The 22182-nt window shown below is 46.0% G+C and carries 20 protein-coding genes and 2 tRNA genes; 20 read left to right on the top strand and 2 right to left on the bottom strand.

The genetic code is table 11. From position 1 onward, the window contains the following. Positions 1-106: 106 nt before the first annotated feature. From CWE13_RS03680 to greA, 5 genes are all read left to right on the top strand, one after another. Complete coding sequence (locus CWE13_RS03680) at positions 107-1375, top strand: dicarboxylate/amino acid:cation symporter (protein WP_126805997.1); 1269 nt, start codon at positions 107-109, stop codon at positions 1373-1375. A 29-nt stretch (positions 1376-1404) separates the two neighbouring features. After that, complete coding sequence (gene dapB / locus CWE13_RS03675) at positions 1405-2214, top strand: 4-hydroxy-tetrahydrodipicolinate reductase (protein ID WP_126805995.1); 810 nt, start codon at positions 1405-1407, stop codon at positions 2212-2214. 194 nt (positions 2215-2408) lie between these two features. Next, complete coding sequence (gene carA / locus CWE13_RS03670; RefSeq protein WP_126805993.1) at positions 2409-3590, top strand: glutamine-hydrolyzing carbamoyl-phosphate synthase small subunit; 1182 nt, start codon at positions 2409-2411, stop codon at positions 3588-3590. A gap of 19 nt (positions 3591-3609) precedes the next feature. Next, complete coding sequence (gene carB / locus CWE13_RS03665; protein WP_126805992.1) at positions 3610-6837, top strand: carbamoyl-phosphate synthase large subunit; 3228 nt, start codon at positions 3610-3612, stop codon at positions 6835-6837. Beyond that, a complete protein-coding gene (gene greA / locus CWE13_RS03660) occupies positions 6834-7310 on the top strand; it encodes a transcription elongation factor GreA (protein WP_126805990.1) in 477 nt (158 codons plus the stop codon). The genes carB and greA overlap by 4 nt, the downstream gene beginning before the upstream one ends. A gap of 135 nt (positions 7311-7445) precedes the next feature. Here the strand turns inward: greA and CWE13_RS03655 are convergent, their stop codons facing one another. Beyond that, positions 7446-7721, bottom strand: coding sequence for a helix-turn-helix domain-containing protein (locus tag CWE13_RS03655; RefSeq protein WP_126805988.1), 276 nt, complete (start codon positions 7719-7721; stop codon positions 7446-7448). 96 nt (positions 7722-7817) lie between these two features. Here CWE13_RS03655 and CWE13_RS03650 point away from each other — a divergent pair, with 96 nt between their 5' ends. Continuing rightward, positions 7818-8303, top strand: a complete 486-nt coding sequence (locus CWE13_RS03650) for a helix-turn-helix domain-containing protein (protein ID WP_126805986.1) — start codon at positions 7818-7820, stop codon at positions 8301-8303. A 94-nt stretch (positions 8304-8397) separates the two neighbouring features. Here the strand turns inward: CWE13_RS03650 and yhbY are convergent, their stop codons facing one another. Next, positions 8398-8691 carry a ribosome assembly RNA-binding protein YhbY gene (yhbY, locus tag CWE13_RS03645; RefSeq protein WP_126805984.1) on the bottom strand — a complete coding sequence of 98 codons (294 nt, stop codon included), beginning with the start codon at positions 8689-8691 and terminating at the stop codon, positions 8398-8400. 162 nt (positions 8692-8853) lie between these two features. On the opposite strand from yhbY, the gene rlmE reads away from it, so the two are divergent. The 14 genes from rlmE (at position 8854) to rpsO (ending at position 22034) form a co-directional block, all read left to right on the top strand. Continuing rightward, complete coding sequence (gene rlmE / locus CWE13_RS03640) at positions 8854-9483, top strand: 23S rRNA (uridine(2552)-2'-O)-methyltransferase RlmE (RefSeq protein ID WP_126805982.1); 630 nt, start codon at positions 8854-8856, stop codon at positions 9481-9483. 68 nt (positions 9484-9551) lie between these two features. Further along, positions 9552-11525 (top strand): ATP-dependent zinc metalloprotease FtsH, encoded by a 1974-nt coding sequence (gene ftsH / locus CWE13_RS03635; protein WP_126805980.1) that lies wholly within the window; start codon positions 9552-9554, stop codon positions 11523-11525. A gap of 86 nt (positions 11526-11611) precedes the next feature. After that, on the top strand, positions 11612-12424 hold the full coding sequence (gene folP, locus CWE13_RS03630; RefSeq protein ID WP_126805979.1) for a dihydropteroate synthase: 813 nt from the start codon (positions 11612-11614) through the stop codon (positions 12422-12424). A 5-nt stretch (positions 12425-12429) separates the two neighbouring features. Beyond that, a complete protein-coding gene (gene glmM / locus CWE13_RS03625; protein WP_126805977.1) occupies positions 12430-13761 on the top strand; it encodes a phosphoglucosamine mutase in 1332 nt (443 codons plus the stop codon). Positions 13762-13921: 160 nt separating this feature from the next. Continuing rightward, a complete protein-coding gene (tpiA, locus tag CWE13_RS03620; protein WP_126805975.1) occupies positions 13922-14668 on the top strand; it encodes a triose-phosphate isomerase in 747 nt (248 codons plus the stop codon). Between the two features lie 4 nt (positions 14669-14672). Continuing rightward, entirely contained in the window at positions 14673-14990 is a 318-nt protein-coding gene (secG, locus tag CWE13_RS03615) for a preprotein translocase subunit SecG (RefSeq protein ID WP_126805973.1), read from the top strand. Between the two features lie 36 nt (positions 14991-15026). After that, positions 15027-15113 (top strand) — tRNA-Leu (locus CWE13_RS03610). Between the two features lie 112 nt (positions 15114-15225). Then, positions 15226-15302 (top strand) — tRNA-Met (locus tag CWE13_RS03605). 223 nt (positions 15303-15525) lie between these two features. Further along, on the top strand, positions 15526-15981 hold the full coding sequence (rimP, locus tag CWE13_RS03600) for a ribosome maturation factor RimP (RefSeq protein ID WP_126805972.1): 456 nt from the start codon (positions 15526-15528) through the stop codon (positions 15979-15981). A 25-nt stretch (positions 15982-16006) separates the two neighbouring features. Further along, positions 16007-17506, top strand: coding sequence for a transcription termination factor NusA (nusA, locus tag CWE13_RS03595; RefSeq protein ID WP_126805970.1), 1500 nt, complete (start codon positions 16007-16009; stop codon positions 17504-17506). A gap of 25 nt (positions 17507-17531) precedes the next feature. Continuing rightward, positions 17532-20228 carry a translation initiation factor IF-2 gene (infB, locus tag CWE13_RS03590; protein ID WP_126805968.1) on the top strand — a complete coding sequence of 899 codons (2697 nt, stop codon included), beginning with the start codon at positions 17532-17534 and terminating at the stop codon, positions 20226-20228. A gap of 50 nt (positions 20229-20278) precedes the next feature. Next, positions 20279-20659: a 30S ribosome-binding factor RbfA gene (gene rbfA / locus CWE13_RS03585; protein ID WP_126805966.1), complete on the top strand. Its 381-nt coding sequence runs from the start codon at positions 20279-20281 to the stop codon at positions 20657-20659. A gap of 17 nt (positions 20660-20676) precedes the next feature. Continuing rightward, entirely contained in the window at positions 20677-21648 is a 972-nt protein-coding gene (gene truB / locus CWE13_RS03580) for a tRNA pseudouridine(55) synthase TruB (protein WP_126805964.1), read from the top strand. A gap of 116 nt (positions 21649-21764) precedes the next feature. After that, positions 21765-22034 carry a 30S ribosomal protein S15 gene (gene rpsO, locus CWE13_RS03575; RefSeq protein WP_007419105.1) on the top strand — a complete coding sequence of 90 codons (270 nt, stop codon included), beginning with the start codon at positions 21765-21767 and terminating at the stop codon, positions 22032-22034. Positions 22035-22182: the final 148 nt, after the last annotated feature.

The raw sequence follows: 22182 nt of genomic DNA, 5'->3' as shown, positions 1-22182 counted from the left end.
AAGTAAGAACGAACCATTCTTTTCGGAAAACCGTTGATGTCGTTAAGCTTTACGATATTAACGGTTTTTTTGTGCTCAAAATATGAGTAGTACAGGAGCAAAAGCGATGAAAACGTGGTTCAAAATTCCTTTCTGGCAGCGAGTTCTGGGTGGCTTCATTCTCGGGGCATTACTTGGATTAGTTGCTGCTGATTTTGCGATCACGATGCAGCCACTTGGGCAGCTATTTATTCGTGCTATTCAAATGTTAGTAGCACCACTCGTTCTGTTTGCTATTGTGAGTAGCATCACGAGCATGCAAAACCACGGAAATCTTGGACGCCTGGCTGGGAAAACTGTGGGTTTGTTTCTTATCACTGCGCTAATTGCCTCTGCAATTGGGCTCGGTGTCGGTACGCTTATGGATCTCGCACCAAGCGTTGAGCTTACTGCAGGCTCTGTTACGGAGCGAGATATCCCACCGGTTAGCCAAGTTTTACTTTCTGTTGTGCCTACTAATCCGTTCGCTGCGCTTGCTGAGGGGAAAGTTCTGCAAATAATCTTTTTTGCAGTGATGCTAGGGGTCGCAATCAACGCGCTGAAAGAGAAAGCTGCCCCCGCTAAGCGCTTTTTTCAAGGTGGAGCAGAAATCATGTATCAGATTACTCGATACGTGTTGGAGCTGACACCTATTGGTGTATTTGGCCTTATGGCATGGGTAGTGGGCAGTTACGGAATCGAAATGCTGTTGCCGCTTGGTAAGTTTATCGCGGCGATTTATATAGCCTGTGTCATTCATATTTTGTTGGTTTATGGAGGTTTGGTGCGCTTTGGGGCAAAAATGAACCCATGGCAGTTCTTTCGCGCTATCTTTCCAACTCAATTGATTTCCTACTCTACATCGAGCAGCTTTGGCACATTACCATCAACTTTAAAAACGACTACAGAACGATTGGGCGTTAACAAAGAATATGCGAGTTTTTCGTTACCCCTAGGAGCTACCATTAATATGGATGGTTGTGGTGGCATTTATCCTGCTATTGCGGCAATCTTCATTGCACACCTTTACGGTATTCCGCTAGGTGCTTTGGAATACGGTATTATAATGGTTACGGCTACGATGGCTTCAATTGGTACCGCAGGTGTGCCTGGTTCAGCTATGGTTATGCTTACGGTAACCTTATCGGCAGTTGGTTTGCCGCTAGAAGGTATTGCCTTTATAGCGGCTATTGACCGGATTATTGATATGATGCGAACAGCGACCAATGTTACCGGTGATATGGCGGTTTCGTTAGTCGTCGCCAAATCTGAGAACATGGTTGACGAGAGTATTCTGGCAACGAGTATGGAAAATAACCAAGTATCCGTGCCGAAAGAGGTATTCACATCGAAATAAGGCAGGATTCTTTAAAGATGGGTGAAGAAATGAAACCAATCAATTTAGCGGTAGTTGGCGCGAGTGGACGAATGGGGCGGCAGATTGTTGCCGCCATTGAGCATGCTACTGATTTTAAATTAGTTGCCGCGCTGGGGCGCGCGAACTCTGCGGCTGAAGGTGTTGATTCTGGCATTCTTGCGGGGTGTGGCGAAAACGGTATTAAAGTATCCGCAGATTTTGCGGTTTTAGATAACGCCGATATAGTTATTGATTTCGCCTTACCTGAAACGCTCACTGAACGCTTAGAAACCTACAAAAACTATGGCGTAGCAGCGGTTATTTGTACTACAGGCTTTGATGATGAAACGGCAGCCAATATGCGGGCAGTAGCGGCTCAGTTGCCGATCTTGTATGCCGCCAACACGAGTGTTGGGATTAATTTATTGGCGGCGCTTACTGAAAATGCAAGCCGGGTGCTTGGCAGTGATGCGGATATCGAAATTCTGGAAGCACACCACACTAAGAAAAAAGATGCGCCTTCAGGTACGGCGTTGCTCCTCGGTGAATCGGCCGCCCGTGGCCGCGGCAAGAACTTAGACGAAGTAGCAGCCTATGATCGGAATGGCGTTGATCAGGTTCACAAGGCTGGCAGTATTGGTTTTGCCAGTATTAGAGCAGGTGATATCGTAGGTGAACATACAGTTTATTTAGTGGTGGCGGGCGAACGTATTGAACTGACACATCGAGTTGCGAATCGCAGTACATTTGCTGATGGAGCCCTGCGCGCTGCGGCATGGCTGGCGAAACAAAAAAATGCAGGTTTTTATGCCATGAAGGATATGCTCGGGCTAGACTGAAAACCGCTTTTTTAGTATCATAAGAACAATTTGCCGAACGCCGGCAAGCACAGGTGCAGCCATCCGCAGAATACAGTGAAAAAGCGTACAACACGCTTGTAGTTGTAAATGATGAGGGTCTGGCTGTGCATGATTCGGTGTAAAGCGGGGGAGTGATATTCAACTTGCCCGTTTTTTTATGTTCGGAGGTACCCTTGAGTATTTCGGCGAGTAAGACCAAACGCAGGGCAATCCTGGTTCTCGCTGACGGCACTGTTTTTAATGGCACAGCAATTGGTGCAGATGGGCAGGCTGTTGGTGAAGTTGTTTTTAATACAGCGATGACAGGTTATCAGGAAATATTGACCGATCCTTCATACGCAGAACAGATAGTTACTCTCACTTATCCCCATATTGGCAATTACGGCACCACCCCCGAAGATTCAGAATCTTCTCGTATTTGGGCCAAAGGTTTAGTGATCCGCGATTTATCTCCCATAGCTAGTAATTTCCGTAGTACTCAATCCCTCAGTGATTATCTTAAAGCGCAAAACATTCTTGGCATCGCGGATATCGATACCCGCCGATTAACCAATCGTTTGCGTGAAACTGGGGCACAGAATGGTTGTATTATTACCTATGCTGCAGGCAGTGAAGCGCCAATCGCGGAAGCGTTATCGGCTGCTAAAGCATTTCCAGGCCTAGCGGGGATGGATTTGGCTAAGGTAGCCACGTGTGATACCACTTATCCGTGGACAGAGGGCACTTGGAAGCTCGGTGCTGGCCACGCTGAACAAGGTGAAACGCGTTTTCATGTAGTTGCTTACGATTTTGGTGCGAAATTAAATATCCTTCGTATGCTCGCCGACCGCGGATGTAAAATCACAGTGGTGCCAGCGCAAACATCGGCGGATGACGTTCTTGCTCTGCAACCGGATGGTATATTTTTATCCAATGGCCCTGGGGATCCGGCGCCGTGTGATTATGCGATTGCAGCGATCAAAGTATTTCTGGAGAAAAAGCTACCGATATTTGGCATCTGTTTAGGGCATCAATTATTGGCTTTAGCCACCGGTGCGAAAACAGTGAAAATGAAGCATGGGCATCATGGCGCGAATCACCCGGTGCAAGATCTCGCCACGGGAAGAGTTATGATTACGAGTCAAAATCATGGTTTCGCGGTTGATGAAGCAAGCTTACCAGAACATTTAAAGGCAACCCATAAATCCTTATTTGATGGCACCTTGCAGGGTATTCACCATACTCAACTGCCGGCATTTAGCTTCCAAGGGCATCCGGAAGCCAGCCCAGGCCCCCATGATGCTGCTGAGTTGTTTGATCACTTTATTGAGCTTCTCGATGTTGCTAGTAGTTCGAGTTCCGCCGCCACCCGTTAATTGAGAAAGAGTTGTCACTATGCCAAAACGTACAGACATACAGAGTATTTTGATTATCGGCGCTGGCCCAATTGTGATTGGGCAAGCTTGCGAGTTTGATTACTCGGGCGCACAAGCGTGTAAAGCACTCAGGGAAGAAGGCTACCGGGTAATTCTAGTGAACTCGAACCCGGCAACGATAATGACCGATCCAGAGATGGCCGATGCAACATATATCGAGCCTATTCATTGGGAAGTGGTTGAAAAAATCATTGAACGCGAGCGGCCAGATGCGATTTTGCCAACGATGGGCGGGCAGACTGCGCTAAATTGCGCTTTAGAGCTTGATGCGCGCGGTATTTTAGAAAAGTACAATGTTGAAATGATTGGCGCTACCGCTGATGCGATTGATAAAGCAGAAGATCGCGATCGTTTCGATAAAGCCATGAAATCGATTGGTTTAGAAACGCCTCATGCAGAAATCGCCCATAGTATGGAAGAAGCTTTTGGCGTGCTCGAGCGCATTGGCTTCCCATGCATTATCCGCCCTTCGTTTACCATGGGTGGCAGTGGTGGTGGTATCGCCTATAACCGCGATGAATTTGAAGAAATTTGTAAGCGCGGTTTAGCTTTATCGCGTAATAACGAATTATTGATTGATGAATCATTAATTGGTTGGAAAGAGTATGAGATGGAAGTGGTGCGGGATAAAAACGATAACTGCATTATCGTTTGCTCGATTGAAAACTTCGATCCAATGGGTATTCATACCGGTGATTCCATTACCGTAGCACCGGCACAAACACTGTCCGATAAAGAATACCAAATCATGCGCGATGCATCGATGGCGGTATTGCGTGAAATTGGTGTAGAAACTGGTGGTTCGAATGTGCAATTTGGTATCTGTCCAGATACCGGGCGCATGGTTATTATTGAGATGAACCCGCGAGTAAGCCGTTCTTCTGCGCTTGCTTCGAAAGCAACCGGCTTTCCAATAGCGAAAGTTGCTGCGAAATTGGCTGTGGGCTACACCCTCGACGAACTTTCTAACGAAATTACCGGTGGTGTTACCCCGGCTTCGTTTGAACCTGCAATTGATTATGTGGTTACTAAAATACCGCGTTTTAACTTTGAAAAGTTCCCCGGTGCCAATGATCGCTTAACCACACAAATGAAATCTGTGGGTGAAGTGATGGCGATTGGCCGTAACCAACAAGAATCGCTGCAAAAAGCATTGCGCGGCTTAGAGCTCGGCATGAATGGTTTAGATCCAATGCTGGATTTAACCGATAAAGACGAGGCTCGAACGCGAATTATTCGTGAGCTTAAAGAAGCTGGCGCTGAGCGTATCTGGTATATCGGCGATGCCTTCCGGTTGGGCATGAGTGTTGATGAAGTATTCGATTTAACCAAAATTGATCGTTGGTACTTGGTACAACTCGAAGAGATCGTTTTACTGGAAGCTGAAGTAGCGCAAGCTGGCCTAGCGGGCTTGGATGCGGATAGTTTGCGTTATCTGAAGCGCAAAGGATTTTCCGATGCACGTTTGGCGGATGTTCTCGATATTCATGAAAATGAAGTGCGCAAGCGCCGTGAAGAGTTTTCAATTTTCCCTGTGTACAAACGAGTTGATACCTGTGCTGCGGAATTTGCTTCTGAAACCGCATACATGTATTCCACCTATGATGAAGAGTGCGAAGCACGGCCATCGAACCGAGATAAGATCATGGTCATTGGTGGCGGGCCAAACCGTATCGGTCAAGGCATCGAGTTTGATTACTGTTGTGTGCATGCTTCGTTGGCGTTGCGTGAAGATGGTTATGAAACCATTATGGTGAACTGTAACCCAGAAACAGTTTCTACCGATTACGATACATCCGATCGTTTGTACTTCGAACCCATTACGCTGGAAGATGTGCTTGAAATCGTTCGCATAGAACAACCTAAAGGTGTGATTGTTCAATACGGCGGACAAACACCGCTGAAATTGGCGCGTGCGCTTGAAGCCAATGGCGTACCTATTATCGGTACTTCTCCAGATGCTATTGATCGGGCTGAGGATCGTGAACGTTTCCAAACAGCCGTTGAGCGTTTAGGCTTAAAACAGCCAGAAAACGCAACGATTACCAATATTGAACAGGCCATGATTGAATCGGCTCGCATTGGCTTCCCATTAGTTGTTCGTCCATCTTATGTATTGGGTGGCCGGGCTATGGAAATCGTTTATGATGAAGCGGATTTACGCCGTTACTTAACCGATGCCGTGAAGGTTTCGAATTCAGCTCCAGTGTTGTTGGATCGTTTCCTCGATAATGCAATTGAAGTCGATATCGATGCTATTTGCGATGGCGATAATGTGATGATTGGCGGCATTATGCAGCACATCGAGCAAGCTGGGGTTCACTCGGGTGATTCGGCATGTTCATTACCACCGTATTCGTTAAGTGATATGTTACAGGCTGAATTACGCGAGCAAGTTACCAAATTAGCGTTTGAATTGAATGTTCGTGGTTTGATGAATACGCAGTTTGCAATTCAGAATAATGAAATTTACCTGATTGAGGTGAACCCTCGCGCTGCGCGAACGGTTCCGTTTGTTTCCAAAGCAACGGGTATTCAGTTAGCGAAAGTAGCGGCTCGGGTTATGGCTGGGCAATCACTGAAAGAGCAGAACTGTTTGTTAGAGGTGATACCACCATACTACTCGGTGAAAGAAGTTGTGGTACCATTTGCTAAGTTCCAAGGTGTTGATCCTATTCGTGGCCCAGAAATGCGCTCTACGGGTGAAGTTATGGGTGTAGGTGAAAGCTTTGAAGAGGCTTACGCCAAGGCGAACTTAGGTGCAGGACAAGCGTTACCATTAAAAGGAAAAGCGTTACTATCGGTGCGGGAAGGTGATAAAAAACGCGCAATCGATTTAGCACGAGGCCTTACAGCCCTTGGTTTTACTGTAGAAGCTACGCGAGGAACCGCGAAGATTTTGCAAGAGCAAGGAATTCACTGTAGCGTAGTTAATAAGCTGCAGGAAGGCCGTCCGAATATTGTTGACGCGGTGAAAAACGGCGAATACAGCTATATTATTAACACGGTGGAAGGGCGCCAAGCGATTGAGGATTCCGTTTATATTCGTCGTGAAGCGTTATTGAATAATGTTAGTTATACCACCACATTAAACGCAGGATTTGCTGCTGTGAAAGCACACACAGTAAACGACCGAGCTCGTGTAAGTTCGGTCCAGGAGCTGCACAAGAGGATTTTAAATCAATGAGTAATATTCCAATGACAGTTGCAGGGGCTGAATCTCTGCAAGCTGAATTAAAACGTTTGAAAAGTGAAGATAGGCCGCGGATCATTCAAGCAATCGCAGATGCGCGTGAACATGGTGATTTAAAAGAAAATGCGGAATACCATGCCGCTCGCGAGCAACAAAGCTTCTGCGAAGGGCGTATTCAAGAAATTGAATCGAAGTTATCAAACTCACAAGTTATTGATGTTACGAAAATCCCGAATAACGGCAAAGTTATTTTTGGTGCAACCGTAACCGTGTTTAATACCAGTTCTGATGAAGAAGTAACTTATCGAATTGTGGGCGATGACGAGGCTGACATTAAGAAAAACCTAATTTCAGTAAACTCGCCGTTATCACGTGGTTTGATTGGCAAAGAAGTTGATGATTCAGCTATTGTTAATACACCGGGTGGCGAAGTTGAGTATGAAATAGTTAAAGTTGAGTATTTGTAACGCGCTGATTTTTAACTAATCACCTATCTCAAAGCAAAAATTGAGTAAAAGAAAAGCTCTACAAGATAAACTTGTAGAGCTTTTTTAGTTTAAAAACTAACCCCTTACCATCACGTTTGGTTTAACTTTAAGCCATTATTTATCTTTTAATAACTTGGCTAATTGTTCTTTACGTTGCTCGCGCTCAGAGTTACTCGTTGCTTTAGGGTGATGATATTCAACAACATCTGGAAATATATCGCGAATATCGGTATCCAAAACTTTGGCTATCGCGTTGGCAATAAGCCGAGAGCGCGCCTGACGCGCCGCTACCTTAGAAACTAGCGAGGGGCTTCGCTCCATTACTTCCGCTAGCATGCTGAAATCGTATCCTTTCTCAGCTAACGCTTTTTTTATTTGATTTCTATCCATTTTTATATTTACATACAGGTTCACATTTAACTCAAACGTAACTCAAATGAATATTCTAATTCCTCATTTGAGTTCGGGTAAATAAAAGCACACCAAATGAGTAAAAGCAAGGATATTGGGCTCACTATTGAGCAGGTTCTAGAGTATGCGGGAGTTGCATCCGGACTCAAACGCGATGCAGAAATCGCCAGTTGGTTGGGGCTGGGTAAATCAGCTTTGAATAATTGGCGAACGAGAGGGACGGTTCCTTATAAAACGCTTATCCCTATTTTATTAGAAAAAGAAATTTCACTAGATTGGTTTTTCGCCCCAGGCCGCAGCCTGAAAGTTCCGCAAGCGCTGCTGCAACATCATTTACGCAAAGAGCTGGGAGAAGCGGCAGCCGCTTATCACGGCGATAATCTGCAATTAAATAAAGTGTTAGAGGCACTTCAATACATACAAGCAATTTTTGCTCGCCATGATTTGCAAACGAGTGAAGATAATATGCAGTTATTTCTGAGTGTGTATGAATCGTTAAGTGCTGAGCCTGAGTTACGCTCGGTAACGTTGGAACGAATGGCTGAAACACTGAAGGAATGAGCATCCAAAATACTACTGTGGCATGGAAGTTTGAAAAAAAATCGAGCGGTTAAGCGCTCGATTTTTTATTTAAGGTTCAATTACGTTGCAATGTTTACTTTGGAAGTTTCAATTTTGGTTCGCGAGCTGGGCGATATAACACCAGCGTTTTACCAATTACTTGAACTTGCACGCCAGCTGTCTCCCGTACAATCGCATCGTAAATAGCTTGGCGCATTTCACGGTCTTCCTCAGGAACTTTGATTTTAATGAGTTCGTGATGTTCGAGTGCGAGTTCGATTTCAGCTAGAACGCCCTCAGTTAGGCCATTCCCACCGAGTAAAACTACCGGCTTTAATGGATGTGCGAGGCCTTTTAGGAATTGCTTTTGTTTATTGCTCAGTTGCATTGTTTGCTGCCCTTGGATTCTTGTTTAGAATCAATAATAGAATTAAATGATAGCTGCAATCGTATTGCTTTGCGACAGAGAACGAGCAGACTACTTGAATTTCCTGTATTCTAACGCCATCTGAGTATACGAGCCAGTAAGAGTTAAAATAGTTGAGGTTTCATGACCAAGAAAAAACGCTCAGCCAGCAGTAGCCGCTGGTTGAAAGAGCATTTTGATGATCAATATGTACAGAAAGCGCAAAAGCAAGGTTTGCGCTCGCGTGCGGTTTTCAAATTAGAAGAGATTCAGAAACGCGATAAGATCCTTCGGCCCGGCCAAACCGTAGTAGATTTAGGTGCTGCACCTGGTGGGTGGTCGCAGTATGTTGCCGCTATGCAAGATGGCCAAGGTGAAGTTATTGCCTGCGATATTCTTGAAATGGACCCGATTGCTGGTGTGGAATTCTTGCAAGGTGATTTTCGCGAGGAAGCGGTACTAAACGCTTTGTTGAATCGTATCGGCGGCGCAACTGTTGATGTATTGCTTTCAGATATGGCACCTAATTTCAGCGGCACCGATGCTGTCGATCAGCCTCGCTCTATGTATTTAGTTGAGCTGGCATTAGAAATGTGTAAGCAAGTGTTAAAACCTGGCGGTGCTTTTGTGGTCAAAGTATTTCAGGGTGAAGGGTCAGATGTGTTCTTAAAAGAGGTTCGGCAAGCATTTACCTCTGTGAAAGTAAGAAAGCCGGATTCATCACGAGCACGGTCAAGGGAAGTGTATCTGGTAGCTAGTGGATACAAAATATAGTAACCTTACACTTAGTATTCTGAATGAGCCAATTGGTTTGTTCTGCAACATGTTGAGAGGTAATAACGTTGAGCGACATGGCAAAAAATCTCATTCTTTGGTTGGTCATCGCCGTAGTGCTGATGAGCGTATTCCAAGGGATCAATCCGGGTAGTAATGAAACCCAAGCTTATGCCTATTCTGAATTTGTTCGTGATGTAAATCGCGGCGATGTTCGCGAAGTAACTATTAGCGAATCGAAGCGCTCGATTGAAGGTGTACGCCGTAGCGGAGAAGAATTCCGTACGGTAATGCCAGCACAAGATCAAGATTTGTTAAACGAGCTGTTAAGCCAAGGTAATGTAACGGTTAAATACCAAGAGCCGGAATCACGCAGCCTGCTGGGTACTATCTTTATTTCTTGGTTCCCAATGCTCTTGCTCATTGCCGTATGGATATTCTTTATGCGCCAAATGCAAGGTGGTGGCGGTAAAGGCGCCATGTCGTTTGGTAAAAGCAAAGCGCGCTTGATGGGTGAAGACCAAGTTAAAACAACATTGGCAGATGTTGCTGGCTGTGAAGAAGCAAAAGAAGAAGTTGCCGAATTGGTCGATTTCTTGCGCGATCCAGCAAAATTCCAACGTTTAGGTGGCCATATTCCGAAAGGCGTATTGATGGTAGGTCCTCCGGGTACTGGTAAAACCTTGCTTGCTAAGGCAGTAGCTGGTGAAGCGAAGGTTCCGTTTTATACTATTTCTGGTTCTGATTTCGTAGAAATGTTTGTGGGTGTTGGTGCATCGCGAGTGCGCGATATGTTCGAGCAAGCGAAAAAAGCTGCACCATGCATTATCTTTATCGATGAAATCGATGCAGTAGGCCGTCAGCGCGGTGCTGGTCTAGGTGGTGGTCATGATGAACGTGAACAAACCCTAAACCAAATGCTAGTAGAGATGGATGGCTTTGAAGGCAATGAAGGTATCATTGTTATCGCTGCTACTAACCGCCCAGACGTATTGGATCCTGCATTGTTACGTCCAGGTCGCTTTGACCGCCAGGTTACCGTTGGTTTACCTGATGTTCGTGGCCGCGCGCAGATTCTAAAAGTGCATATGCGCAAAGTGCCAATTGCTGACGATGTTGAACCTAGCGTAATCGCTCGCGGAACACCTGGTTTCTCGGGTGCTGATTTGGCCAACTTAGTGAACGAAGCTGCGTTATTTGCGGCACGTGAAAACCGCCGCGTGGTTTCCATGGCTGAGTTTGAAAAAGCGAAAGATAAGATATTGATGGGTGCTGAGCGCAAATCAATGGTCATGACGGAATCGGAAAAAGAGATGACGGCATACCACGAAGCAGGCCATGCAATTGTAGGCCGCTTAGTGCCAGATCACGACCCAGTATATAAGGTTTCCATTATTCCTCGTGGCCGTGCTCTAGGTGTCACCATGTATTTACCAGAGCAGGATCGCGTAAGCCATAGTAAGCAGCATCTAGAAAGCATGCTTTCTAGTTTATATGGTGGCCGTATTGCCGAGCAATTGATCTACGGTGATGAGAAGGTAACCACCGGCGCTTCGAATGATATCGAACGTGCTACGGCAATTGCTCGCAAAATGGTAACTCAGTGGGGCCTATCCACGAAAATGGGGCCGCTGCTTTATGCAGAAGATGAAGGCCAGACATTCTTAGGCCGAGGCGTTGCACAGAATAAGCAGGTTTCTGACGATACTATGCGGGCGATAGACGCTGAGATTCGGACAGTTATCGATCGCAACTACGATCGTTCTTATAAGATTCTTGAAGAAAATATCGATATTTTGCACTCAATGAAAGATGCATTAATGAAATATGAAACATTAGATGCAAACCAAATTGATGATTTGATGGAACGCCGTGAGGTTCGCGAGCCAGCAAATTGGCATGATAACGATAATGGCGATACGGCTAGTGGCACCGGCTCTAAAGTCGAGGAGGAGGCTAAAGGCACGGATTCATCTTTGGATGATCTGTTCCCGGAAGATTCCTCAGATGCAGATGCCCCTGATGGTTCGCCATCGAAATAAGATGTTAAAATGCCCCGTTTTCGGGGCATTTTTTTGGCTAGCATAAAACTCGTGTATTTTCGTTAATTCTGTGTCGAGGAAAATTTATGGTTCATCAACGCCAACGCATTCAAGTCATGGGTATTTTGAATGTAACACCAGATTCATTTTCCGATGGTGGACAATATAATTCGATTGATAGCGCGCTGCGTCGCGCTGCGGATATGGTTTCAGCAGGAGCCGATTGGTTAGATGTTGGCGGCGAATCAACACGACCAGGAGCTGCCGATGTGTCCGAAGATGAAGAACTAGAGCGGGTAATTCCAGTCATCGAAGCTCTAGCGCGCGAATTTTCTGTACAGATTTCCGTAGATACCAGTAAAGCCGCAGTTATGCGAGAAGCGGTTCATGCTGGCGCTCGGATGATAAATGATGTTAGGGCGTTGCGGGAGCCGGGGGCATTATCAGCGGCCGCTGAGAGTAATGCGCAAGTGTGTTTGATGCACATGATAGGCCAACCGCGGACTATGCAAGTTGAACCGGAATACGAGAATTTAATTGCGGATATAAAGGCTTTCTTACAAGAGCGAATCAATGCTTGTGAAGTCGCCGGAATTGCACGAGAGCGAATTCTTTTAGATCCTGGATTTGGTTTTGGTAAAACCGTGAGGCATAATTATGAGCTGCTTCATCGGCTACAGTGTTTTCACGACTTTGAGTTGCCGTTACTTGTCGGGCTCTCGCGAAAATCGATGCTGGGTAAAGTAACCGGTCGCGAGGTCAGCGAACGTTTAGCGGCAAGTATTTCTGGGGCTACGATTGCAATGATGAAAGGTGCAGCCATTTTGCGCGTCCATGATGTTGCGGAAACCAAGGATGCGGTGAAGATTGTTACCGCTACATTAACAGGAGAGTATTGAGCTTTATGGGAAAGTATTTTGGCACTGATGGTATTCGAGGTCGCGTTGGCGATCGTCCAATCACACCTGATTTTGTGTTAAAGCTCGGTTGGGCTGCGGGTAAAGCGCTCGCGGCCGAAGGTAATACGCGAGTACTCATTGGCAAAGATACACGGGTATCGGGGTACATGCTGGAATCTGCCTTGGAAGCCGGTTTTTCGGCGGCTGGCGTGAATGTGGAATTTCTTGGTCCCATGCCTACGCCCGCGGTAGCTTATTTAACTCGAACTTTCCGCGCTGCTGCTGGCATTGTGATTAGTGCTTCACATAACCCGTATTACGATAACGGTATTAAATTTTTCTCTGATAGTGGCCACAAATTATCGGAAAATTTAGAGAGCCAAATCGAAGCTTTTCTAGATCAAGAACTTGATTGCGTGAGCTCAGAGCAACTTGGACGGGCATCGCGTATCGACGACGCAGCAGGGCGCTACATCGAATTTTGTAAAAGTGCTTTTCCAAGTGAGTTATCGCTCAGTAAGTTGAAAATTGTGGTGGATTGCGCGCACGGCGCCACCTACCATATTGCCCCCAATGTTTTGCGCGAGCTCGGTGCGAATGTTGTCGAAATTGGTTGTGAACCGAATGGCTTAAATATTAATGCTGGTTGTGGAGCCACTGATCTAGTTGCGCTGCAGAAAAAAGTTCGCGAGGAAAAGGCTGCGATTGGTATTGCGCTTGATGGTGATGGTGATCGTCTCATGATTGTTGATGCTGACGGTGTTGTGGTTGATGGCGATGAAATTGTCTATGCGTTGGTTCGTCAAGCAATTAAAGATGGCACCTTAGAAGGCGGTGTTGTTGGCACCGTAATGAGTAATATGGGCATGGAGGTTGCGTTGGCAAAGCTGAATGTGCCATTCATGCGAGCCAAAGTAGGTGATCGCTATGTGATGGAAGCATTACGTAGCAAACGCTGGTCTATTGGCGGAGAAAGCTCAGGCCATATCATAAACCTGAAATATCATAGTACTGGCGACGGTATTATAGCCGCGATTCAATTTCTTTCTGCGATGGTGCGAGAAGGTTGTAGCGCGCGCGAGATGCTCACGGGAATGCGCAAATTCCCACAATCACTAATTAATGTCCGCTTTACTCCAGGCACCGATCCGCTCGCTTCCGATAATGTAAAATCGGCAGTTTCAGAGGTTGAGCGAGCACTTGGAGGCGAAGGTCGCGTTTTACTGCGAAAATCAGGAACGGAACCATTGATTCGAGTGATGGTTGAAGGCAAAGATGCTGCAACGGTAAAAGCTTATGCTCAGCAGATTGCTGGCGAAGTATCGGCAATCAATTAAACAGCTAAATTCTTTCTTCGTTCTATTGCGTTTTTTTACACCGTGAACCTTGTTGCTTATGCAATGAGCAATCGGTAATTTTTTCCATGTCGGCGCTTGTATCAGACCACGATGTCAGGTACTATCTGCGCCGCTTACAGAAGTGGACAGGGGTGTCAAAGTGAGACAAACACTGGTCATTGCAAACTGGAAGTTGAACGGCAATACAGCGTTGTTGAAAACAATGGCTGAACACTTTCATCATGTAGATATTCAAGAACAGGTGGATGTGGTTATATGCCCACCAGCAGTTTATTTAAAAACCGCAGCAGTGTTGTTTGAGCCTACGGGAATCAAGCTAGGCGGTCAAAACTGTAGTGAACACGGTAGTGGCGCCTTTACGGGCGAAATTAGCGCTGAAATGCTCAGCGATATCGGCTGCAGCTATGTGATTATTGGTCATTCTGAGCGCCGGGCTATTTTTGCCGAAAGCAATGAAATGATTGCAGGCAAGATTAAGCAAGCTCAGAAAGGTAAGTTATGCCCTGTGTTATGTGTTGGCGAAACGCTAGCCGAACGCGAAGCAAATGATGTAGAATCGGTGATTCGCGAACAGCTCGAAACGGCATTGGTTGACGCTGATTTTGATAATCTAGTGATAGCGTATGAACCGGTTTGGGCTATCGGCACCGGGAAAACAGCTACGCCGGAACAAGCACAAGAAGTACACAAAATGATTCGTGATTGGGTGGCAAAGAAAGCACCTGAAAGCGCTCAGAAAATTCAGATTTTGTATGGTGGCAGTGTGAAAGCGGATAATGCTTCTACGTTGTTTCATCAGGCGGATATTGATGGTGGCCTGATTGGCGGTGCCAGCCTTGATACCGAACAGTTTGATGCCATTTGCAAGGCAGCAAAGGATATATAAATTTATGTATGAAGTTCTACTGGTTTTATTTCTATTAACAGCTATTGCGTTGATTGCATTAATTATGGTGCAACAAGGCAAAGGTGCTGATATGGGCGCGTCGTTTGGTGCTGGTGCATCAAACACAGTATTCGGTGCAGGTGGTTCAGGTAATTTCCTTACTCGAATGACCGCTATCGTTGCAGTAGCATTCTTTTTATTAAGTTTGTTATTGGGGGGTATCGTTGCAGGTGAACGTACTCCAGCTGAAGATTGGATTGATTTATCAGAGCCAACTTCAGAGCAACAAGCTCCTGAAAGCGATTTACCGCCAGGTAATTAAGCGCTTGCAGTTGTAGAGTTGCAGATTATTTTTGACGCCGAAGTGGTGGAATTGGTAGACACGCCATCTTGAGGGGGTGGTGCTCTAATGAGCGTACGAGTTCAAATCTCGTCTTCGGCACCAAAAAATTGTTATCCTGTTGTTAATTCGTAATTTTTCTTTTTAGTTAATATGCCGGTTAGGGGTATTAGCAGTTGAATCTTTACCGCAACAGCGTATAATGAAATGTATCGGACGCGGGGTGGAGCAGTCTGGTAGCTCGTCGGGCTCATAACCCGAAGGTCGTAGGTTCAAATCCTGCCCCCGCAACCAGTTCGAGTTTAACGGTACTACTTCGGTAGTCATGCGTTTAGTCACATGTATGTAGTATTCTTCGGATAAGATACCACATAACCCGGTAAGCTCAGGTCGAAAGGCTCGCTATGAATTAGCCCCGACAATGTCCGGGGCTTTTTGCTATCTAGCCTAACTGACATTAGTTTTTTGACACCTGAGAACTGGGCTTTATGCCCTTTTTTTGTTTCTGGAGGTTGAGTTGGCAACTTTGGTTGAACGACTAACAAATATGCTAGACCCGGCAGTTGCTGCCGCCGGCTTTGAACTTGTGGGCGTAGAATTTCTGCGTGCAAAGCAATCAACGCTGCGTGTTTATATAGATCATGAAAATGGTATTACTGTTGATGATTGTGCCGATGTGAGCCATCAGGTGAGCGCGGTATTGGATGTTGAAGATCCAATCACTACTGAGTATTTTTTAGAAGTCTCCTCTCCGGGTATGGAGCGGCCGTTATTTAAAGCGGCTCACTACGAAAGTTTTATCGGCGAAGAAGCATCAGTTCAATTGGCTGTTGCTTTAGAAAATCGCCGGAAGTTCACTGCAGTAATTACTGCGGTGGATAATGAGGTGGTAACGTTTACCATCGGTGGCGATTCATTCAAAGTACCAGTGAGCACTATCAAGAAAGCGCACTTGGTACCAAAGTTTGATTAATTTAGCGGGTTGACGAGGCAAGAGCATGAATAAAGAAATTTTGCTGGTTGCAGAGGCTGTTTCAAATGAGAAAGCAGTTCCACGCGAAAAGATTTTTGAAGCCTTAGAGATCGCGATTGCTACGGCAACGAGGAAAAAATCTAGTGGCGATATCGATGTGCGTGTAGCCATAGATCGGAATACTGGTGCGTTTGATACGTTTCGCCGGTGGCAAGTTGTTGCAGATCCGGATGGGGCACTAGAAAACCCTTATGCAGAGATCTCGTTATCAGCAGCACAGGTAGATGAGCCAGATATCCAAATCGGCGATTATATTGAAGATCAAATCGATTCAATCGAATTCGATCGCATTACAACGCAAACCGCGAAGCAAGTTATCGTGCAGAAAGTACGTGAAGCTGAGCGGGCGCAGGTTGTTGAGCAATATGAAGATCAAGTAGGTACGTTGATTAACGGTATCGTTAAAAAAGCAACGCGCGATAACGTGTTACTCGATTTAGGTAATAATGCTGAAGCGGTAATAGTGCGCGAAGATATGCTTCCACGTGAAAGCGTACGGCCAGGCGATCGCGTTCGCGGTTTGTTATTTGCAGTACGCCCAGAAGCACGTGGTGCACAGCTATTCGTTAGCCGCAGCCACCCAGATTTCTTGATTGAATTGTTCCGCATCGAAGTGCCAGAGATTGGCGAAGAGATGATCGAAGTAAAAGGCGCAGCCCGAGATCCTGGCTCGCGTGCTAAAATAGCCGTTAAAAGTAACGATCGACGCATTGACCCTGTAGGTGCTTGTGTAGGTATGCGTGGTGCGCGTGTGCAAGCGGTATCAAGCGAACTTGGTGGTGAGCGAGTTGATATCGTATTGTGGGATGATAATCCGGCACAATTCGTTATCAATGCCATGGCACCTGCTGAAGTAGTGTCGATTGTAATGGATGAAGAAACGCACACCATGGAAGTAGCGGTGGAAGAAGGCAATTTAGCGCAAGCAATTGGCCGTAATGGTCAGAATGTTCGTTTGGCTAGCCAGCTAACCGGCTGGGAATTGAACGTGATGACAGTAGCGGATTTCAATGCTCGCAACGAAGCTGAGTCTGAGCGTTTAACTTCTCTGTTTGTAGAAGGCTTAGAAATTGATGAAGAGTTCGCTGGGGTATTGATTGATGAAGGTTTCTCAACCCTAGAAGAAATCGCGTACGTTCCGGTTGCTGAATTACTTTCAGTAGAAGGCATGGACGAAGATATTGTTGAAGAGCTACGCAATCGCGCGCGTGATTTCTTAACTACGAAAGCTTTAAAAACGGAAGAATCGTTGGAAGGCGCTGAACCTGATTCAACGTTGTTGGATCTAGAAGGTATGGATAGCCATTTAGCCTACGAACTTGCCGCAATGGGCGTGAAAACGCTAGAAGATTTAGCTGAACAGGGCATTGATGACCTTGAAAGCATTCAATCACTGACGCCAGAAATGGCCGGCGAACTTATTATGAAAGCTCGTAATATTTGCTGGTTCAGTGACGAAGTATAAACAGTTTAAGTGAGGTATGAATTAGATGGCAGAAGTCAAAATCGAAAAACTTGCCAGTGATATCGGAACCTCCGTTGATCGCTTGCTTAAACAACTAAGCGAAGCTGGTATTGAAAAGAAAGATGCCAGCGAAACAGTTTCTGAAGATGAGAAAGCGCGTTTACTTGCTCATTTGAACAAGGCTCATGGTGGTGATGGAAACTCAGCGCCAAGCCGAATGACACTGAAGCGGAAAACCCGTAGTACATTGAGTATTAACGCTGGACCTGGCAAAGCGAAAGCTGTGCAGGTTGAAGTGCGCAAGAAGCGTACTTACGTGAAGCGTTCGCCAGAAGAAGAGCAACGTTTAGAAGATGAGCGTGTAGCGCAAGAAGCTGAACAAGCGCGCTTGGAAGCGGAAGCAGCAGCAAAAGCGGAAGCGGAAGCAAAGGCGAAAGCTGATGCGGAAGCAAAAGCGCGTGCACAAGCGAAAGCAGAAGCTGAAGCGAAGAAAAAAGAAGCGGACGAGAAGCGTAAAGCGGATGTAGCTAAAACCAAGGCACAACCACAGGTAGAGAAATCACCTGAGGAAAAAGCTAAGGCTGAAGCGGCAAAAGTTGAGGCTGAGCGTTTACGCAAAGCACAAGAAGCAGAAACCGCGAAAAAAGTTGAAGAAGCGGCAAAACTGCAAGCTGAAGAAGCGCGCCGTTTAGCGGAAGAAAATCAATCTCGGTGGGAAGAAGAAGAAGCCCGCCGGAAGAAAGCTGAAGCTGAAGATGTTCACTTTACAACATCAACTACTGCTAAGTTTGCTGAAGAACAACAGGACACGGAAGAAGAACGCCGTGGCCGTCGTACCGCGAAGAAAACTAAGCGTCGTGGCAAGGATGATGATAAAGATGATTCTTCACGCCGTGAGCGCCGCCGGAAAGGCAGCAAGAAAGGCCCAGCAAGCATGCAACACGGCTTTAATAAGCCAGCATCGCCAGTTGAGCGCATCGTGCGTATCCCTGAAACTATTACTGTAGCCGAGTTATCGAGCCGCATGGCGGTTAAAGCTTCAGAAGTTATCAAAACCATGATGAAAATGGGTGAAATGGTAACCATCAACCAAGTACTCGATCAGGAAACTGCATCGTTAGTCGTGGAAGAGATGGGCCATAAATTCACGACGGTTTCAGATAACGAGCTTGAGCAATCAGTTCTTGGCGATCGCGGCGATGATGGTGAATTACAACCACGCGCCCCGGTAGTAACTGTTATGGGCCACGTTGACCATGGTAAAACATCGTTACTCGATTACATTCGTAAAGCGAAGGTAGCCGATGGCGAAGCCGGTGGTATTACCCAGCACATTGGTGCTTATCACGTTGATACTGGCCATGGCATGATCACCTTCTTGGATACACCAGGTCACGCTGCATTTACATCAATGCGTGCCCGTGGTGCTAGCGCAACGGACGTTGTAATCCTCGTTGTTGCGGCTGACGATGGCGTTATGCCACAAACCGTGGAAGCGGTTCAGCATGCGAAAGCAGCTAAGGTTCCATTGATTGTTGCGGTGAACAAAATTGATAAGCCAGAAGCGGACCCGGATCGGGTTAAATCGGAGCTTTCACAACACGACGTTCTTTCTGAAGAATGGGGTGGTGAAACTCAGTTTGTACACGTATCTGCGAAAAGTGGTGAAAACATCGATGCATTGCTAGAAGCGATTCTGTTGCAATCAGAATTACTTGATTTAAAAGCGCACGTTGATGGTATGGCCGCTGGTATTGTAATTGAATCACGCCTCGATAAGGGCCGTGGTCCAGTAGCTACTATTCTCGTACAAAGCGGTACATTGAACCGTGGTGATATCGTGCTGTGTGGCTTGGAATACGGACGTATTCGCGCCATGCGCAATGAGCTAGGCCAAGAGGTTGATTCGGCCGGCCCATCTATCCCAGTAGAAATCCTTGGTTTATCAGGAGTTCCGCAGGCAGGTGACGAAGTAGCCGTGGTGAAAGACGAGCGTAAAGCTCGCGAAGTATCAAACTATCGCCAAGGTAAATACCGTGATGTGAAACTTGCACGCCAGCAAAAAGCGAAGCTTGAAAACATGTTTAATAGCATGGAAGAAGGCGATGTTTCGGATATGAACTTGGTTATTAAAGCCGACGTTCAAGGCTCGTTAGAAGCCATTAGCGAATCGCTGAATAAGCTTTCTACTGATGAAGTTAAAGTGAACATTATCGGTAGTGGTGTAGGTGGTATTACGGAAACGGATATCAGCTTAGCCGGCGCATCGAATGCTATCGTTATCGGTTTCAACGTTCGTGCCGATGCTACAGCTCGTAGAATTTCTGAAAACGAAAACATTGAGTTACGTTATTACAGCGTTATCTACGATGTTATTGATGAAGTTCGCCAAGCGATGACAGGTATGTTGGCTCCTGAGTTTAAACAGCAGATCATTGGTCTAGCCGAAGTTCGTGATGTATTTAAATCACCGAAAATTGGCGCGATTGCGGGCTGTATGGTTACTGAGGGTCTGGTAAAACGTTCGGCACCTATTCGTGTGTTACGCGATAACGTTGTAATTTACGAAGGTGAGCTTGAATCATTACGTCGTTTTAAAGACGACGTGCAAGAAGTTCGAAATGGTATGGAGTGTGGTATCGGTGTGAAAAACTACAACGATGTTCGCGCGGGTGACCAAATCGAAGTATTTGAAACGATTCAAGTTGAGCGCACTCTCTAAGCAAAAATTGAATCTCCCCGGCACGGGCCGGGGAGCTTTCTGGAGTTTCAATGAAGAAAGAATATAATCGTACAGATCGATTCTCGCAGCAAATGCAGCGTGAAATCGCCATGATTTTGCAACGAGAAATTAAAGATCCACGGGTGGTTATGCCAACTGTGAACGATGTGGAAGTTTCACGAGATCTCGCTTACGCGAAGGTTTTCGTTACCTTCTTGCAAGATGAAGAAGAGCAAGTAAAAATAGCGCTACAAGTATTAAATGATGCTTCTGGCTATATCCGCTCACTTTTGGGTAAACGTATTAAATCACGTATCACACCCAACCTACGCTTTGTTCACGATTTCAGTTTATCGGAAGGTATTCGCATGGCGAAACTTGTTCGAGAAGCGCGTGAGCAAGATGAAAAGAAAAACCAGCAAGACGATTAATTCAGTTAGGTGATTACGTGGCGCGGAAAACACGCGGCAGAGCAATTGATGGTGTAATTCTCGTTGATAAACCTATTGGCGAATCATCAAACCGTATTCTGCAACAAGTAAAACGAGTTTTTTATGCCCAGAAAGCCGGCCATACCGGCGCTCTGGATCCTCTCGCTACTGGCATGCTTCCTGTGTGTTTAGGCGAATCAACTAAGTTTGCTCAATTTCTACTCGATGCTGATAAAGCTTATCGGGTTGTTGCCGAATTTGGTATTCGTACGAATACCAGCGATGCCGATGGCGAAGTGGTTGAACGCAAAGATGTTCATGTTACTGCTGAACAGGTTCAACAAGCACTTTCCCAGTTTCGCGGTGATATCAAACAGGTACCATCCATGTTCTCGGCTTTAAAGCACGAGGGTAAGCCGCTATATGATTATGCCCGCCGCGGTATTACCATCGAGCGCGAAGCAAGACCAATTACTATTTATAGTTTAGAGGTTGTGAGCATTGATTTGCCCTTCGTTACCCTTGATGTGCGTTGCAGCAAAGGTACCTATATTCGCTCTTTGGTGGATGATTTAGGCCAAGTACTGGGGTGTGGTGCATACGTGAAGAGCTTACACCGCACCGCCGTTGGCGATTATCCAAGTGCAGATATGGTGCCATTAGCTGATTTACAGGCAATGGTAAGTGAACGCGATGATCCCGCTGATTTTGATTATGCGGCTTTAGACGCACTGTTGTTACCTGTTGATGCTCCGGTAACACAACTTCCACAGATGCTGGTTAGCCACGAAGATGATTATGCTTTGCTGCATGGTCAACCACTAAACACACCACCGGAGCCAGTGTATGAAAACGGTGAGCTGGCTATTGAACCAAGCCTAGTGCGAGTTCGGAATAAAGCTACAGGGCAATTTCTTGGGGTAGCGGAGCGCAGACCCAATGGCGAGTATTGGCCGAAACGAGTACTAACTTTACCGGATGCGCAATAAAGGTTTTTTTGGGCCCACAAAGCCTTGTTTTTCATTCTATGGGTGCGTATAATTCGCGCTCTTCGCTTGAGCTGAATTAGTGATTGGCTCGGGCATCATTAAACTGGAGTAACATTATGTCACTAAATGCAGAAACTAAAGCTCAAATCGTAAAAGATTTCGCACGTGCAGAAGGCGATACAGGTTCACCTGAAGTTCAGGTAGCTCTGTTAACCGCGCAAATCAACCATTTGCAAGGTCACTTCAAGAAGCATATCCACGATCACCATTCGCGTCGTGGTTTGTTGCGTATGGTAAGCCAACGCCGTAAATTGTTGGATTACCTAAAGCGTAAAAACGAAGTTAGCTACTTAGACGTTATTAAACGTTTAGAACTGCGTCGTTAATATTGCGCATACAAAGGGGCCTTCGGGCCCCTTTGTTGTTTTTCAGCGCTAGGTTTCGTCAGGATGTTTACAGATGCTTTGCCATTGTATTTCGTTGTTGGCCAAGTATCCGTTATAATGATTGTGAAAATTGAAAAGTAAGAAAGCA

Origin of the sequence: Aliidiomarina shirensis, from assembly GCF_003987345.1 — a bacterium.
GTDB classification, from domain to species: Bacteria; Pseudomonadota; Gammaproteobacteria; order Enterobacterales; family Alteromonadaceae; genus Aliidiomarina; species Aliidiomarina shirensis.
Note: the sequence above shows the minus strand (reverse complement) of the source record. Positions and strands in the feature narration are given on the sequence as shown.